The organism is Streptomyces sp. NPDC050743 (genome assembly GCF_044456925.1).
Classification (GTDB): Bacteria; Actinomycetota; Actinomycetes; order Streptomycetales; family Streptomycetaceae; genus Streptomyces.
The window spans coordinates 1-15,239 of the sequence record NZ_JBITGJ010000060.1 but is presented as its reverse complement, the minus strand read 5'-3'; the positions used below and the strand labels follow the sequence as shown (position 1 = coordinate 15,239).

General features: G+C 72.3%; 16 protein-coding genes and 2 pseudogenes. 11 read left to right on the top strand and 7 right to left on the bottom strand.

From position 1 onward, the window contains the following. Positions 1 to 50 precede the first annotated feature (50 nt). From ACIBJF_RS36920 to adh, 4 genes and pseudogenes are all read left to right on the top strand, one after another. The gene (locus ACIBJF_RS36920; RefSeq protein ID WP_399180523.1) at positions 51 to 1,271 is read left to right on the top strand and encodes an RNA-guided endonuclease InsQ/TnpB family protein; all 1,221 of its coding nucleotides are present in this window, start codon (positions 51 to 53) and stop codon (positions 1,269 to 1,271) included. Between the two features lie 61 nt (positions 1,272 to 1,332). Further along, positions 1,333 to 1,512 (top strand): annotated as a pseudogene (locus ACIBJF_RS36915) (N-acetylmuramoyl-L-alanine amidase); the annotation flags it as partial. A 57-nt stretch (positions 1,513 to 1,569) separates the two neighbouring features. Beyond that, entirely contained in the window at positions 1,570 to 2,883 is a 1,314-nt protein-coding gene (locus ACIBJF_RS36910) for a GAF domain-containing protein (protein WP_399180521.1), read from the top strand. Between the two features lie 57 nt (positions 2,884 to 2,940). Next, positions 2,941 to 4,464 carry an aldehyde dehydrogenase gene (adh, locus tag ACIBJF_RS36905; RefSeq protein WP_399180519.1) on the top strand — a complete coding sequence of 508 codons (1,524 nt, stop codon included), beginning with the start codon at positions 2,941 to 2,943 and terminating at the stop codon, positions 4,462 to 4,464. A gap of 201 nt (positions 4,465 to 4,665) precedes the next feature. Here adh and ACIBJF_RS36900 read toward each other — a convergent pair whose 3' ends face one another. Then, complete coding sequence (locus ACIBJF_RS36900) at positions 4,666 to 5,112, bottom strand: hypothetical protein (RefSeq protein WP_399180517.1); 447 nt, start codon at positions 5,110 to 5,112, stop codon at positions 4,666 to 4,668. Positions 5,113 to 5,492: 380 nt separating this feature from the next. On the opposite strand from ACIBJF_RS36900, the gene ACIBJF_RS36895 reads away from it, so the two are divergent. Together ACIBJF_RS36895 and ACIBJF_RS36890 are read left to right on the top strand one after the other, a co-directional pair. Next, positions 5,493 to 5,750 carry a hypothetical protein gene (locus ACIBJF_RS36895; protein ID WP_399180515.1) on the top strand — a complete coding sequence of 86 codons (258 nt, stop codon included), beginning with the start codon at positions 5,493 to 5,495 and terminating at the stop codon, positions 5,748 to 5,750. A gap of 152 nt (positions 5,751 to 5,902) precedes the next feature. Then, complete coding sequence (locus tag ACIBJF_RS36890) at positions 5,903 to 6,538, top strand: DedA family protein (protein ID WP_399180575.1); 636 nt, start codon at positions 5,903 to 5,905, stop codon at positions 6,536 to 6,538. 188 nt (positions 6,539 to 6,726) lie between these two features. Here the strand turns inward: ACIBJF_RS36890 and ACIBJF_RS36885 are convergent, their stop codons facing one another. Together ACIBJF_RS36885 and ACIBJF_RS36880 are read right to left on the bottom strand one after the other, a co-directional pair. After that, positions 6,727 to 8,346: an amidohydrolase gene (locus tag ACIBJF_RS36885; RefSeq protein ID WP_399180513.1), complete on the bottom strand. Its 1,620-nt coding sequence runs from the start codon at positions 8,344 to 8,346 to the stop codon at positions 6,727 to 6,729. 55 nt (positions 8,347 to 8,401) lie between these two features. Further along, positions 8,402 to 9,034 (bottom strand): TetR/AcrR family transcriptional regulator, encoded by a 633-nt coding sequence (locus ACIBJF_RS36880; protein WP_399180512.1) that lies wholly within the window; start codon positions 9,032 to 9,034, stop codon positions 8,402 to 8,404. 91 nt (positions 9,035 to 9,125) lie between these two features. Here ACIBJF_RS36880 and ACIBJF_RS36875 point away from each other — a divergent pair, with 91 nt between their 5' ends. Next, a complete protein-coding gene (locus ACIBJF_RS36875; protein ID WP_399180510.1) occupies positions 9,126 to 10,586 on the top strand; it encodes a purine-cytosine permease family protein in 1,461 nt (486 codons plus the stop codon). Positions 10,587 to 10,604: 18 nt separating this feature from the next. On the opposite strand, the gene ACIBJF_RS36870 is transcribed toward ACIBJF_RS36875, so the two are convergent. Together ACIBJF_RS36870 and ACIBJF_RS36865 are read right to left on the bottom strand one after the other, a co-directional pair. Next, positions 10,605 to 11,327: a DUF2625 family protein gene (locus ACIBJF_RS36870; RefSeq protein ID WP_399180508.1), complete on the bottom strand. Its 723-nt coding sequence runs from the start codon at positions 11,325 to 11,327 to the stop codon at positions 10,605 to 10,607. Between the two features lie 46 nt (positions 11,328 to 11,373). Continuing rightward, entirely contained in the window at positions 11,374 to 11,862 is a 489-nt protein-coding gene (locus ACIBJF_RS36865) for a hypothetical protein (protein ID WP_399180506.1), read from the bottom strand. 76 nt (positions 11,863 to 11,938) lie between these two features. On the opposite strand from ACIBJF_RS36865, the gene ACIBJF_RS36860 reads away from it, so the two are divergent. From ACIBJF_RS36860 to ACIBJF_RS36850, 3 genes are all read left to right on the top strand, one after another. After that, positions 11,939 to 12,286, top strand: a complete 348-nt coding sequence (locus tag ACIBJF_RS36860) for a VOC family protein (RefSeq protein WP_399180504.1) — start codon at positions 11,939 to 11,941, stop codon at positions 12,284 to 12,286. A 105-nt stretch (positions 12,287 to 12,391) separates the two neighbouring features. Next, positions 12,392 to 12,751 (top strand): DUF779 domain-containing protein, encoded by a 360-nt coding sequence (locus ACIBJF_RS36855; protein ID WP_399180502.1) that lies wholly within the window; start codon positions 12,392 to 12,394, stop codon positions 12,749 to 12,751. Positions 12,752 to 12,847: 96 nt separating this feature from the next. Then, complete coding sequence (locus tag ACIBJF_RS36850; protein ID WP_399180501.1) at positions 12,848 to 14,086, top strand: phosphodiester glycosidase family protein; 1,239 nt, start codon at positions 12,848 to 12,850, stop codon at positions 14,084 to 14,086. 2 nt (positions 14,087 to 14,088) lie between these two features. Here the strand turns inward: ACIBJF_RS36850 and ACIBJF_RS36845 are convergent, their stop codons facing one another. Both ACIBJF_RS36845 and ACIBJF_RS36840 read right to left on the bottom strand, forming a co-directional pair. Further along, positions 14,089 to 14,283 (bottom strand): hypothetical protein, encoded by a 195-nt coding sequence (locus ACIBJF_RS36845; RefSeq protein WP_323376250.1) that lies wholly within the window; start codon positions 14,281 to 14,283, stop codon positions 14,089 to 14,091. Positions 14,284 to 14,386: 103 nt separating this feature from the next. Beyond that, positions 14,387 to 14,998 (bottom strand): annotated as a pseudogene (locus ACIBJF_RS36840) (hypothetical protein); the annotation flags it as partial. Between ACIBJF_RS36840 and ACIBJF_RS36835 the strand changes: the two are divergent. Continuing rightward, a partial coding sequence (locus tag ACIBJF_RS36835) for a hypothetical protein (RefSeq protein ID WP_399180499.1) occupies positions 14,979 to 15,239 on the top strand: 261 nt, incomplete at its 3' end. The pseudogene ACIBJF_RS36840 and the gene ACIBJF_RS36835 sit on opposite strands and share 20 nt — an antisense overlap.

Sequence of the window (15,239 nt, the reverse complement as noted above, 5' to 3'; positions counted from 1 at the left end):
CGATGATCAAGAGCTCTCAACTGTCGGTCCTCTCGGGTAGGTTCGGATGCATGACGACGGAGGCTGGCACGAAGGACGCCGGGCATGCCCGGTACACCTTCCGTGTGCGCCTGTCGGCTGCCGCGCGGCGCGCACTTGAGGCGGAGTGGGCGCGCTGCCGGTGGATCTGGAATGAGTGCGTCGCGAAGTCCCAGCAGGTCCACGTGGAGGGCAAAGCGGGTGGCGAGAAGCTGACGTGTGGTCCGGGGCAGTTGGACAGGATGCTGACCGAGGCCCGCGGGGTGACGCCGTGGCTGGCTGAGGGCGCGAGTGTGCCTCAGCAGCAGGTGATTCGGGACTTCGCCAGGTCGAGGGCGAAAGCGCTGAAGGACATCAAGGATCGGTTGCCGATGCACCGGCGGGCCGGGATGCCCAGGTGGAAGAAGAAGCGGGAGGCGCGGCCCAGCCTCAACTACACCCGGCGCGGTTTCCGCCTCGATGACGGCCGCCTGCACCTTGCGGGCCGGATCGTGCTGAGGGTGGTGTGGTCGCGGGATCTTCCGGCCGACCCGTCGGGTGTGCGGGTGTTCCAGGACACGCTTGGGCATTGGTATGTGTCCTTCGTCGTTGCCGCGCAGAGCGAACCGCTCGCCCCGACGGGGCGCGTCCTCGGGGTGGACTGGGGTGTGAAGGAGACCGCCACCACCACCGACGACGCCTACGATCTCCCCCATGCCGAGCACGGCAGGCGGGCCGCGCAGCGGCTGGCGAGGTACCAGCGGATGATGGCCCGGCGTCGGCCTCCCAAGGGACAGCCCGCATCCGCCGGCTACCGCAAGGCCCAGGCACAGGCAGCGAAGCTGCACAAGAAGGTGGCGAGGCAGCGTGAGGACACGGCCCGCAAGTGGGCCAAGTCCGTGATGCGCGGCCACGACGGGGTTGCGGTGGAGGACTTCAGGCCGAGGTTCCTGGCGAAGACCACCATGGCCCGCAAGGCGGCCGATGCCGCCATCGCCGCGACGAAGCGTGCCCTGGTCGAGATGGGCCGCAAGCACGGGCGGGAGGTCCGTCTCGTGCACCCGGCGCACACCACGATGGACTGTGCCACGTGCGGAGCGAGAACCAAGCACGCACTGCCTCTGTCGATGAGAACGTATGCCTGCACCGCGTGCGCAGCGGTGTCCCCCAGGGACAAGAACTCCGCCCGCGTGATGCTGGTCCGGGCAGGTTGGAACCCGGACGGTGCCGAGGGCGTAAGACCACCCGAGCCGCCGGCTCCGGTGGCGGCCTGAGCCGTAAATCCCCGCTCAGCCCTGGAGGGCGACGCATCCCCTCCCTTCAGGGAGGGGAGCCTTCAACAACGCACTCTACGAGCAGTCGGCGCAGCTCACGGCGGCGCTCTGCGACAAGTACGGCATTCCGAAGGACAGGGAGCACATCATCGGCCACTACCAGGTGCCCGGCACCGACCACACCGATCCCGGCCCGAACTGGGACTGGGTCCGCTACCTGAGGCTGGTCAACTTCGCCTAGCCGGAAGACGATGGTCAGGGGACCGATGTCACTGCTTCACCGTCCGGGGAGGCCGATTTGACCGATCCGTGGGTGGCCCTGGAGCCGGGGGCCGATCCCGCCGAGCGGGTCCGTGTGCTGCGCCGGGCGCACGAGACGTTCACCACGGCGGGCACGGTGCCGCGCCCGGTGCGGTCGGTGGTGGCGGAGTCGTGGCGGCGCAGCGCGCGGGCCGGTGTCGGGCCCGACGGCACCGCCAGCGTGGAGCTCACCGACGGCGACCTCGGCGCGTACCGGGCCGAGCACCCGCTGGCGAGGGTGATGCCGCTGTTCCGGGAGCTGCTCGGCACGTTCGCCGCCGACGGCGAGCATCTGCTGGCGGTGTGCGACGCGCACGGCAGGCTGCTGTGGGTCGAGGGGCACCCGGCGACCCGGCGCCGGGCGGACGGGATGAACTTCGTGCCCGGAGCACGCTGGTCGGAGAGCGCGGTCGGCACGAACGCGCCGGGCACCGCGGTCGCCGTGGACCGGCCGGTGCAGGTGTTCGCCGCGGAGCACTTCATACGGCGGGTCCAGCCGTGGACGTGTGCGGCGGCACCGGTGCACGATCCGCGCACCGGCCGGGTCCTGGGCGCCGTGGACATCACCGGCGGGGACGGGCTGGCGCATCCGCACAGCCTCGGGTTCGTGCAGGCGGTGGCACGGGCCGCGGAGGCGCAGCTCGCGCTGCTCGATCCACCGGGGAGCGCGGTGGACACGCCGCTGCTCGGCGCGCTGGGCCGGGACGAGGCCGAGTTCGTGCTGGACGGCAGGCGGATCCGGCTCAGCCGCCGGCACAGCGAGATCCTCGTGCTGCTGGCCCGGCACCCCGAGGGGCTGAGCGGTGACGAGCTGCTGTGCGCGCTGTATGCGGACGAGTCCGTGACACCGGTGACCCTGCGCGCCGAACTTGCCCGGCTGCGCAGGCTGTTGGGCCCTGGCCTGCTCGCCTCGCGGCCGTACCGGCTGACGGCCGCGGTCGAGTCGGACGTCACCGTGGTGGAGCGGCGGCTCAGGGCGGGCGCGGTCATGGCGGCGGCGGAGGCGTACACCGGCCCGCTGCTGCCGGGTTCGCAGGCGCCGGCGATCGTACGGCTGCGGGACCGTCTCGCCGCCGAACTGCGGACGGCACTCGTCGCGCACCGCGACCCGGACCTGCTGGCGGACTGGGCGCACACGCCGTGGGGCGAGGACGACCTGGAGGTGTGGCGGGCGCTGGCCGCGGTGCGGCCCACGGCGCCGGTGCGTTCGCGGCTCGCCACACTGGAGGCCGAGCTGACGGCACCGGCCGGACGGGGACGGCCGCCGGGGCGGGCCCGTGGCGCAACGTGGTTGCAACGTCCGCCCGCCTAGCCTCGCGCCCGAGAGCTGCCCAACGGCGGGCAGCGCTGCACCGGGAGGCAGACCAGCATGACTCGTTACGCGGCGCCGGGCACCGAAGGCGCGATCGTCTCCTACCAGGCGCGCTACGACCACTTCATCGGCGGGGAACACGTGCCGCCGCTGCGCGGGCAGTACTTCGAGAATCCGTCGCCGGTCAACGGACAGCCGTTCACCGAGATCGCGCGCGGGACCGCGGAGGACGTCGAGCGGGCTCTGGACGCGGCGCACGAGGCCGCGCCGGCGTGGGGCCGTACGCCGGTGGCGGAGCGCAGCGACATCCTGCTGAAGATCGCCGACCGCATGGCGGCCAACCTCGAAGCCCTCGCGGTGGCGGAGAGCTGGGAGAACGGCAAGCCGGTCCGTGAGACGCTGGCGGCCGACATCCCGCTGGCGATCGACCACTTCCGCTACTTCGCGGGCGCGATCCGGGCGCAGGAGGGGTCGCTCGGCGAGATCGACGACGACACGGTGGCGTACCACTTCCACGAGCCGCTCGGGGTCGTCGCGCAGATCATCCCGTGGAACTTCCCGATCCTCATGGCGGCGTGGAAGCTCGCGCCGGCGCTCGCCGCGGGCAACGCGGTCGTCCTGAAGCCGGCCGAGCAGACGCCGGCCTCCATCCACTACTGGGTCAGCCTGATCGCGGACCTGCTGCCGCCCGGGGTGCTGAACATCGTCAACGGTTTCGGCGTGGAGGCGGGCAAGCCGCTGGCGTCCAGTCCGCGCGTGGCGAAGGTGGCGTTCACCGGGGAGACCACGACCGGGCGGCTGATCATGCAGTACGCCTCCGAGAACATCAAGCCCGTCACCCTGGAGCTCGGCGGCAAGTCGCCCAACATCTTCTTCGACGACGTGTGGGCGCACGACGACGACTTCCGCGACAAGGCGCTCGAGGGCTTCACCATGTTCGCGCTCAACCAGGGCGAGGTGTGCACCTGCCCGTCGCGGGCGCTGATCCAGCGCGGCCACTACGCGGAGTTCCTGCAGGCGGCCGTGGAACGCACCCGGCAGATCAAGCCGGGCCACCCGCTCGACACCGACACGATGATCGGCGCCCAGGCCTCCAACGACCAGTTGGAGAAGATCCTCTCCTACCTGGACATCGGCCGGCAGGAGGGCGCGAAGGTCCTCACCGGCGGCGAGCGCATCGAGTACGACGGCGAGCTCAAGGGCGGCTACTACGTCCAGCCGACCATCTTCGAGGGCGACAACCGCATGCGGATCTTCCAGGAGGAGATCTTTGGCCCGGTCGTCTCGGTGGCCTCCTTCGACGACTTCGACGACGCCATCAAGATCGCCAACGACACCCTGTACGGCCTCGGCGCGGGCGTGTGGACCCGGGACGCCAACACCGCCTACCGCGCGGGCCGCGCGATCCAGGCCGGCCGGGTGTGGACCAACTGCTACCACGCCTACCCCGCGCACGCGGCGTTCGGCGGCTACAAGCAGTCCGGCATCGGCCGCGAGACGCACAAGATGATGCTGGAGCACTACCAGCAGACGAAGAACCTGCTGGTGTCGTACTCGCCGAAGAAGCTGGGCTTCTTCTAGACACAGAAGAAGGGCGCCTGATCAGGGGCGTGGGCGTCAACACAGCGAGTACGCCCACCAGGACGAGGACATGTTCGGGGACAGGGAGTCGTCCTGCGAGCGGGTTCCGCTCTGAGTACATCCGCCTGAACGTCGGCCCCGGGGAACGGGGTCGGATCCCGGGCGAGGTCGGCCTCGCCTGCTCCGCCCCGTTCCCGAGGGCTACTGCGTGACAGGTAGCGGAGGCCCTGAGCAGAGTGGGCGCTTTGTATAGAACTGTCTGGCGTGGTCGGCGAAGGCGTCCACGGTCGCGGCTGGCATGCCCCCGCTGATCGTGGCGCCGACGACCGGGGCGAAGCCGGCGCCGACTTCGCCGGCGAGGTACACGCCCAGCGTGCTGAAGAAGCCCGGGATGGCCTGCTCGAGCAGCGCACGTGTGACCGCCAGCTCCTCAACGGTGCCACTCGCTTTCAGTGCCTCCAGGTCCAGGTCCTTGCATGCGGCGCCGGCCGCTTCCAGAGCGTCCGTCGAAATCGAGCCGGTCCACAGACCGGTGATCAGCAGGAGGTCGTTGACCGGCTCGACCTCGGCGTTCATGTCCTGACCGATCGCCCACGCGATGTGAGCCGTCTTCCGATAGGTGAAGATCAGGGAGGCGGGTGCCGCCACCAGCCATGTTCCCGGTATGAGGGTGCTGGCTGCGGCCGACCCGACAGCCTGGCCGCTCTGCCACCACTTCCATCGGCCCACAGACTTCCGGCGCTTCGCGTCCCGGAGGACCTCGTCCGCGTCCCCGAGAGCGGCTGCGATGGCCCTGAAGATCAGCTCTTCCGGCAGTTGCACGGTGCTGCTCCCCCCTCACGCTCGTGCAACCCGTTGACCTTGAGGTTCCGGTCGAGTCAGCCCCAGGTGACTTCGTTCGGGCTGACCGGCTGGCCGGTGTCCTTGAGGACCGGGCCGCCAGTGCCGCTTTGGATGACGATGTGGCCGTTGTGGTCGACGTCTTGCTGGTAGCGACCCTCGTACCCGAAGTGAGGGGTGGGGTCGCCATGCGCATGATCCAGTTGGAGTCGGTGGTGATCTCCCTGTTCGGCGCGGCCTCCGGGATGGGTCTGGGCACGCTTCTGGCCTGGGGCGTCAACCGCACCTTCGCCCACGCGGAGCCGGACAGCGTCCCCACGATCCTGCCGTTCGGCCGGCTGCTGCTGTTCCTGCTGCCGGCCGGGCTCGTCGGTGTCATGGCCGCGCAGTGGCCGGCGCGGCAGGCCGCCCGGCTCGACATCCTGACGAGTGTCCAGAGCGCCTGAGCTGTCCGGACCGCGTGCGACCGCCGTTCGGGGCAGGCGCCTCACGCGGGACCGGGCCCGCACGGGTACGGCGCCGGGGCGGGCGTTTTCACGGCTGCCGGGCGATGCTGGTGAGCGAGCAGCCCTGCGAGCAGGCCGGGAGGCGCGGCCAGGTGATAGCCGTCAATCCGATGAACAGCGCCTCGGTGCTGGCCGCCTTCGGCGCGATCGGCGTCCTGGTGGTGATCTTCGCGGAGTCCGGGCTCCTGGTCGTCGGCTTCTTCCTGCCCGGTGACACCCTGCTGTTCCCGGCCGGCGTGCTGTGCGCCGGCAGTGCGCATCAGCCGCCCCGGCTGGCGCTCTGGCAGGTGCTGCTGTGCGCGGCGGTCGGGGCGGTGGTGGGCGGGCAGGTCGGCTATCTGATCGGGCGGCACGGCGGACGGGCGCTGCTGGCCCGCACCTCCAGCCGGCGCGTGAAGGCGGCGGCCGCCCGGGCCGAGGACCTGCTGGCCAGGTACGGCTACGGGAAGGCGCTGGTCATCGGCCGGTTCGTGCCGTTACTGCGGACGGTGCTGCACCCTGTGGCCGGTGTGCTCGGGGTGCCCGTGCGGCCCTTCACGCTCTGGCAGACCGTGGGCGGAGTGGTGTGGTCGCAGTTGCTCGTCCTCGCCGGTTACACCCTCGGCACGTCCGTCCCTCACATCGAGGACTATCTGCTGCCGCTGGTAGCCGTCGTGGTGGTCCTGTCGATGCTGCCCCTCCTGCTCGAGGCGCGCCGCGCCCGCCGCGAAGGGCGCGCCCGCCGCTGAGGCCTCGCTGTGAGTGCCGCGGGTGCCGTCCTCCGTCCGCGGCAGCGTTGTGGCCGGCCGCACCCACCCGCGGTGGCCGAACATCGGACCCGGCGGTAGCCGCACATCGGACCCCGCCGTAGCCGCACATCGGACCCGGTCCCGCTCCATCGGGCGCTGCCCCACCACGACCGGTCCACCCGCCCTTCTCAGCCCCCAGCCCCCCGATGCGTGACCCGGCCCCCGACGACCGTGAGCACCACCGGCAGCTCCGCCAGATCGGTGTCGGGAACCTTCAGCGGATCGTCGGCCAGCACCGTCAGGTCGGCGCGGTGACCGACGGTGAGCCGCCCCGCCCGGTCCTCCTCCCCCGCAGCCCACGCAGGGTGGACGGTCATGCCCTGGAGTGCCTGCAGGGCGGTCAGGGCCTGGTCGGGGCCGTGGGGCGGCAGGGAGAGGTCGGCGGGGCGGCGGTGCCGGGCGCCGGCCATCACCTTCAGCGGCGGGTATGGCGCGATGGGCCAGTCGGAGCCGAGCACGACCCGGGCCCCGGCCTCCCACAGGTCCCGGCAGCGGAACGCACGCCCGGCCCGCTCCTCGCCGAGCCGCCGCGACCAGTTGTCGGTGTGGTCGGCGCGGGTGAACTCGCAGCAGTGCGTGGGCTGCATGGAGGCGGCCACACCGAGCGGCCCGAACCGCCGTACGGTGTCGTCCGGGACGGTCTCGATGTGTTCGACGCGATGGCGTACGAGGCCCGGGCTCTCCGCCTGCGCCTTCTCGACCGAGTCGAGCACATGGCGCACCGCCGCGTCGCCGATCGCGTGGGTGGCCGTGGGCACGCCGGCCCGGTGGAGGGCGGCGATGACGTCCGTGTAGCGCTGCGGGTCGGGCCAGTAGGCGTGCGCGGAGTCGCCGTGGCAGTCGGGGGTCTCCAGCCAGGCGGTGCCGTTGTCGATGGTGCCGTCCATGAAGAGCTTCACGCCCGCCACCCGCCACAGCGCACCGCCGGTGCCCTGGAGCCGGATGAGCTCGGCCACGGCTTCGTCGTCCGTCTCGGGCCGGCACCAGGGGGCGATCCGCAGCCGCAGCGGCAGGGCGTTCTCGGCCTCCAGCGCGGTGTAGACGGCGAGGCTGTCGCCGTTCGCGTCCATGGCGTGGCCGCCGGTGAGGCCGGAGGCGGCCATGGCGCGCAGCACCTCGGCGGTCCGGGCCCGCACCTCGGCCTCGGTGGGCCGGGGGACGACGGCCTCGACGAGTTCACAGGCGGCGTCCTCCAGCAGCAGACCGGTGGGCCGGCCGTCGGCGTCGCAGACGATCTCGGAGCCCTGCTCGAACCGGCGCGGGCCGTCGACGCCGGCGAGTCGCAGCGCGCGCTCGCTGGCGAGCGCCGAGTGGGCGTCGAACAGGTCGATGAGGGCGGGTACGCCGTCGAGGACCGGTCCGAGGGCCGCGCTGCCGACCGGGGCCGCACCGAAGGCGTTGGGGTCCAGGCCCCAGCCGCGCAGCCAGGCGCCCGGCCGCAGCTGCCGTACCGCCGTGGCCAGCGCGGTGCGTACGGCGTCCAGGTCACGGCAGCCGGACAGGTCGACGCCCATGGTGCGTTCGGCGCCGGACACCGGGTGCAGATGCCCGTCGGTGAGGCCCGCGGTCACCACCGCTCCGCGCAGGTCCACCACCGTGCTGCCGGGACCGGCGAGGCTGCGGGCGTCCCGGTCGTCGCCGAGGAAGGCGATCCGCCCGTCCCGCGCGGCGAGCGCGGTGTGCGGTAGCAGCTCGCCGGTGCCGGGGTCGAGCAGCCGGGCGGAGAGCAGGACGAGATCGGCGGGCACGGGGGCTCCTCTGCGGAAAGGCGGTGGGGCGGGAAAGACGGTGGGGCAGGACGGGTCAGTCGGTGTGGTCCAGGGCGCCGGGCGGCAGGCCCAGTTCCCGTTCAGCGGTCGTCAGGGGCATGCGCAGCACCGCGGCCGGCCGCTCGGGGGTCACGGTGTTGGCGTGGGCGCCGAGGCCGTCGAGGACGACGAGGATCTGGATGGTCGCGGCCGACGGGTCGTCCGTACGGAACTCGCCGGCGGCGACCCCGTCCCGGATCAGGTCTTCGAGCCGGCCGCGCCAGGCGGCCTCCTGTCCGGCGACCCGGTCGCGCAGGACCGGCCGGTAGCGGCTGAGGTGGCGGGCGTTGATCCACAGCCGGCTGACGGCGTCGTACGCCTCCCCCGAGGTGCGGGCGAGGAAGCGGGCGAGGTGCCGGGTGGGGCTGCCCGTGGAGCGCTCGGCGGGGAGCAGACGGTCGAGTTCGGCGGTCGCGGCGCTGCCGAACGCCTCCGCGACCAGGTCCTCGGCCGAGGGGAAGTAGTGGCTGATCAGCCCCGGGCGCACCGCGAGTTCCTCGCCGATGCGGCGCAGGGTGATGCATTCGAGGCCCTCGCCGAGGGCGATGGCGGCGGCCGCGTCGACGATCTCCGCCCGCCGGGCGGCCGGGTCCTTGCGAATCCGTTTGCGCTGAACGCTTGACGACATACCGGCGATGCTATTGAGTAACCGACCAATAAGCAACTGGTCAGGTGCCCAATAAGCGCCCGGACCGAACCCACCGCTCCCGGAGGGCCTCATGGCGTCCACGCTCCCCGACCCGATTCCCGACGCACATGCGCACCGCATGGCGGCGGACGGGAAGAACACCGACATGACCGGGGCTCCCGAGCGGGCCGGCGGCATCGAGGCGCACGGCATCGACCACATCCCCGACTCCGAGCGGCGCGGGCGTCCCCGCGAGCTGTTCTCGGTGTGGGCCGCCGCCAACGTGAACTACCTCAGCCTGGTCGTCGGCGGCGCGCTGGTGCTGATGGGCCTGAGCCTGTGGCAGGCGATGGCGGTGATCGTCGTCGGCAACCTGTTCTGGCTGCTCACCGGGCTGCTCGCGATCCCGGGACCCGCGGCGGGCGCGCCGAGCGAGGTCATCACCCGGGCCATGTACGGCGTACTCGGAAACCGGGTCAACAACGCGGTCACCGGCTGGATGATCTCCGTCTGCTACTTCGCGCTGAACCTGGCCGCGGCGGCGACCGCGGCCTTCTCGCTGGTCGCCCGGACCGGCCTGCCGGTGAACACCGGGGTGAAGGCCCTCGTCGTGGTGCTCGTCGCCGCGGTCACCCTCGCCATCAGCGTCTGGGGCCACGCCGCGATCATCCGGCTCTATGTGCCGATCACCCTCGCCCTGACCGCCGTCTTCGCCGTGGTCGGCTTCGTGGTGGTGCGGCACACCGACTTCGGTTACGTCCCGGACCGTCCGCTGACCGGCACCGCCCTGTGGGCGACCCTGCTGGCCGGTGTCGCCCTCATCGCCTCGGGGCCGCTGTCGTACACCACCAGCGCCGACTTCTCCCGCTACCTGCCGCGCAGCGCGTCCGCCACGGCGGTGGCCGGCTGGACGGCGTTCGGCGGCTTCCTGTCCAGCGTCCTGGTCTGCGGCATCGGCGCGTTCGCCGCGACCGCCGTCGACATGAACGACCCGGAGTCCTCGCTGCAGCGGCTGCTCCCCGGCTGGTTCCGCCCGCTGTTCCTGCTCGCGCTGGTCCTCGGCACCATCGCTCTCAACGCGCTGACCGCCTACAGCGCCGGTCTCGCCCTCCAGGCCGTCGGCCTGCGCATCCGGCGCTCCCGCAGCGTCCTCGTCGACGGCACCGTCTCCGTCGCCCTGACCCTGTACGCGCTGCTCGTCTCGGACTTCCTCGACACCGTCGGCAACGTGCTGCAGCTGACCGTGGTCCTGCTCGGCCCGAGCACGGCCGTCTACGCCACCGACATCCTGCTGCGCCGCAACCGCTACGACGGCCTCGCCCTGGGCGACGAGTCCCGCAACGGCCCCTTCTGGTACGCGGGCGGGTTCAACCTGGCCGGGGCGCTGGCCCTCGGGGCGGGCGTGGCCGCCTCCGCGGTGTGCGTCGACACCGCCTACACCGGACCCGTGGCCGCCGCCCTGGGCGGTGTCGACCTGGCCCTCCCGGCGGGCCTGATCGTGTCCTCGGCGGTGTACGCGCTGCTGATGCGCAGGCTCCGCGTCTCCGGGTGACACACACCGCCCGCGGGCTCACACCTCGCCGAGGAAGCCGGGGTCGGCCGCACCGAGCCGCCGGGCAAAGTCGGCGGCGACTCCCAGGACTTCCCGCATCGGCACCGCCCGCCGACTGGTCGCGGCGGGATCCCGGTGCGCCTCCTCGCTCCACAGGAACGGGAAGACGGCGATGCCCTGCCCGAGGTCGAGGGCCGCGGCCTCCTCGCGCCGGCCCGGCCGGCGCAGCCCGTCGTAGAACGTCTCCAGCCGGCCGGACAGCAGCCACCACACCCAGGCGGAGTGCCCCATGTCCAGCGCCTCCCACTCCAGGGTGTCGGGCGCGAAGTACGTCATCTGTCCGGGCGCGCCCGGGCGGCCGGCGCGGGCCGGGTCGTGGCCGTTGAGGCAGAACACCCCGCCGAGCACGTCATGGCCGACGACGAGCCCGTCCGCCGGGTACCAGCCGGGGTCGGGCTCCGCGGGGAAGGCGTTGACCCGGCCGAGGCTCGGCAGCCCGCTCGCGGCCGACCCCGCGCCGTACACCCGCACCCATCCGTCGTCCAGGACGAGCCCGCCGCAGTGCAGGGTCAGCGCCCCGAGCACCGAGCGCGCGGTGACCTGAAGCTGCAGCAGACAGCGGCGGCCCTCGTCGGGGTCGGCGGGCAGGACCCGCACGGGTACGGCGCTCGTCGCAAGGGCCTGCCGAAGTTCCGGCCACGCGGGATCGTCCACCCGGACCAGCTCGTCGATCTCTCGCACCCGAGGATGATCGCAGGCCGGCTCCGGCGGCCCGGCACCGGGCACATCAGCGCGGCTCGCGACGCTTGCGGTTCGGGCGGCGGGGGCGGTGGATCGTGTCCATTTCCCCTACACCGGCGCGTACATGGGCCGGGTCGCCCGGCCGGGCACCCCCGGCACACCACCAGGACGCGCGTCCGGCGTCCCCGGTCACGTGCATCCCGACCCCGTGCAGGGTGCACACGGGCCAGGCCTGCCACAGCCGTTCCATGACGGTGTCCTGGGCGGCCTCGGCGACCACCCGGAGGGCTCCGTCGGCGGACCCGGCCGGCCACAGGGGGTTGCCGTGCGAGTAGCCGTCCGCGAACGCGACGTAAACCCGTTCGTCCTCGTCGTCCTCCTCGAAGCCCGGGTACGCGACGAGGCACAGCGGCTGCGGCTCGGGCAGGGTCACGGCCAGGTCCCGGTTGACCGCGGCCAGCGCCTCGTTCCACAGCGGATGTTCGCCGGCCGTGACGAAGCGCAGCTCGGGCAGGCCGAAAGGCGAAGGATGCACGGGCCCATCCTCTCAGCCGGCCGCAGGGCTACTCTGGCGGCTCCCGCACCGGCCGACCGACCAGTGGAGCCGCGAGATGCATGTGCGCCGTGTCGTGCCCAACCTCCAGTCGACCGCGCTGCCGCAGAGCGCCGAGTTCTACGGAGAGCTGGGGTTCGAGGAGGTCATGAACCTCGGCTGGATCACGACGCTGGCCTCCGCCGGCAACCCCGCCGTACAGCTGAGCCTGATGACCGAGGACCGCACCGCGCCCGTCGCCCCGGACCTGAGCATCGAGGTCGAGGACGTGGACGCGGCGTACGCGGCGATGCGCGAGCGCGGCGCGGAGATCGTACATCCGCTCACCGACGAGGAGTGGGGCGTGCGGCGGTTCTTCGTACGCGATCCGGACGGCCGGGTCGTGAACGTGCTCAGCCATCGCTGAGCCGGGCCGGGTCAGGCCGACGAGGCGTTCTGGACGGGTCCCTGACGATCCGTGAGACTGGGCCGGGTCCGACGACCAACGCCCGGTTCTTCAGGAGGGTGACCCATGGATGAGGAAGTCCCGCGCGTCGAACTCACCCCCGAGGCCGCGGACCTGGTGCGGCGGCTGCACGCCGAGCACGGTCCGCTGATGCTCCACCAGTCCGGCGGCTGCTGCGACGGCAGCGCGCCCATGTGCTACCCGGACGGCGAGTTCCGCACGGGCGGCTCGGACGTGCTGCTGGCGGAGTTGACGGTGGACGGTGTGGCCGAGCCCGTCACCTTCTGGATGTCCCGGAGCCAGCACCAGGCCTGGAGCCACACCCGGCTGATCGTGGACGTGGTACCCGGACGGGGCAGCGGATTCTCGCTGGAGGCACCCGAGGGGGTGCGTTTTCTCACTCGTTCTCGCGTAGTCGACGCCTAGTCGGCCCGGCGGTCGCCGCCCTCTGGTCCACTGCCCCGTACAGCCCGTACGACGACCCGTACGGCAGGGACAGTTGACGAAGCATCAGGGAGCACGGTGATCAGACGTCACAGGCGTTCGGCAGCGGGCAGAGCGGTTCTCACGGTCGTCACGGCGTTCGGTGTGCTGGCCGGTGCGGCCCTGGCGGGGGCGGCACCAGCCGGCGCCGCACCGGCCGGCAGACACATCGCGCCGGGTGTCACCTACCGGCAGTTCGACGTCGACGCGGCCGCGGGCCCGGCACACGCCCATCTGCTCACGGTCGACCTGGCCAACCCGCACGTCCGCGTGGACCTGCTGTACCCGGGCGCGGTGGCGGCCCGGGCCACCGTCTCCCGGATGGCGGACTCGGCCCGGGCGGTCGCAGGGGTCAACGGTGACTTCTTCAACATCACCGAGACCCAGCATCCGGGCGTGGAGGCCACCGGCGCGAGCGTCGGACCGGCGATCGCGGACGGGCAGGTGCTCAAGGCGGCGGTGCCGAACGGCCAGCGGTTCGGGCCCGCCCTGCCGCCCGGTACGAGCACACGGGACGTCTTCGGGGTGGGCACCGACCGGCGGGCCCGGCTGGACCGCCTCTCCCCCACCGGCAGCGTGCACACACCGGACGGCACGTTCCCGCTCAAGGGCCTCAACCAGTACGCGCTCGCGGAGAACTCCGTCGGCGCCTTCACCGCGCGCTGGGGCAGCGCCTCCCGGATGCGTGCCGTGTGCGGCACCGACACCCAGCGGTCGGCGCCGTGCAGCACCGACACCTACGAGGTGAAGGTCCAGGGCGGCCATGTGGTCTCCGCCTCCGACACCCCGGGCAACGGCCCCATCCCGGCGGGCACCACGGTGCTGGTGGGCCGCGAGGAGGGGGCGCAGCGGCTGCGCAAGCTCTCCGTCGGGGACGCGGTGAGCGTGACGCACGGCCTGGTGGCGGCCTCGTCGGGCGTGCCGTACGCCTTCGCGATCGGCGGCTTCCCGGTCCTCAAGGACGGCGCGGCGCTGTCCGGCCTGGACAACGGCACCTCGGCGGTGCGCACGGTCGTGGGCTTCAAGGGCGGCGGACGGCAGCTGCTGATCCTGGCGCTGGACGGGGCCGCCGAGTACCGGTCCGGCCTGACGGTCGCGGAGGAGGCCGACACCATGCGCTCGCTGGGCGCGTCCGACGCGTTCAACCTCGACGGCGGCGGCTCGACGGAGCTGGTCACCCGTAACGCCGGGGCGAGCACCGTGAGGGTCCGCAACCATCCGAGCGGCGGCGCCGAGCGCCCCGTCGCGAACGGCATCGGGGTGTTCTCGGCCGGCTGACCTCAGGGCCGCAGGCCGCTCACCAGATCGGCGGTCGTCATGAGCCCGCTGTGGATGGTGGGCGCCATGCTCGTGCCGGCCAGGAAGAAGCCGAGCAGCAGGCAGACCAGGGCGTGGGAGATCTTCAGCGAGCAGTTGCGAATGAAGATCACGGCCAGGATCAGGAGCAGCAGGACCGCAGAGACGGGAATGACCACCAGGAACCTCCTCCGCCACGCCCCTTGAGTGGCGTTCCGGCCGCAAGTGTGGCGTAGCGGAGGGTTCGGCCGGGCGGCTGACGTGTCCCCCAAACGTGTGGTGTTACGCGGCGGAGTGGGCGTCGAGGAACTTCTCCAGGCCGGCCAGGTCGTCGGTGTTGAGGTAGTCGACACCGACGGCGAGCAGTTCCGTCCACAGGGCGTCGCGGGCCGGGCCCGCGGCGTCCGGGGTGGCCCAGAACCGCACCTGCTGCCCGCGCGCGTGGGCGGCGGCGGTGATGCTCCGCAGCTTCTGCCGCTCGGCGTCGGGGAACGCGCCCTCACCCGACCAGCTGAAGTTCTGCGTCCAGTTGCCGCTGATCAGCGAGATGAAGGAGGCCGGGGCGGTGCTGCCGAGGTCGGTGAGCCGGCCGTCGTAGAAGGCGCGCCGCTCGTCCTGCGCCACCATGGGGACGCGGGCGGCGCGGTCGCCGGAGATGACGGCGGTGACCGGTCCGGGGTACACGCGGCCGTGCGCGTACAGGGTGAACAGGTGCGGGTAGCGGCGCAGATGGCGGTCGAGTTCGAGGTACGTCGACGAGCCCTCGGTCTTGATGTCGATCAGGAGCTGCAGCGGCCTGCGCCAACCCCGGTACACCGAGCCGTGGCCGGCCCGGACCCGGGCGGCGAGCGGGTCGAGGTAGAGGGATTCCAGGGTGCGGGAAGGGTCCAGTTCCCTGATCGCCGGCGGTGAGAGCCGCGGCATCTTCGCCCTCGACGGCAAGACCCTGAAGAAGGGGACGCCGACCATCCTGTGGCGGGCCACGGTCGACAGCTCGGTGCACGCCCTGCGTCTGCTGCCGAACCCCGGCAGGCACGCGACCGACGACTCCGTGGTGGCCGCCACCAACCGCGGCTTCACCGTGCTGAACACGCACACCGGCAAGGTGCGCGCGAACGTGCTCACGGGCGGCTAC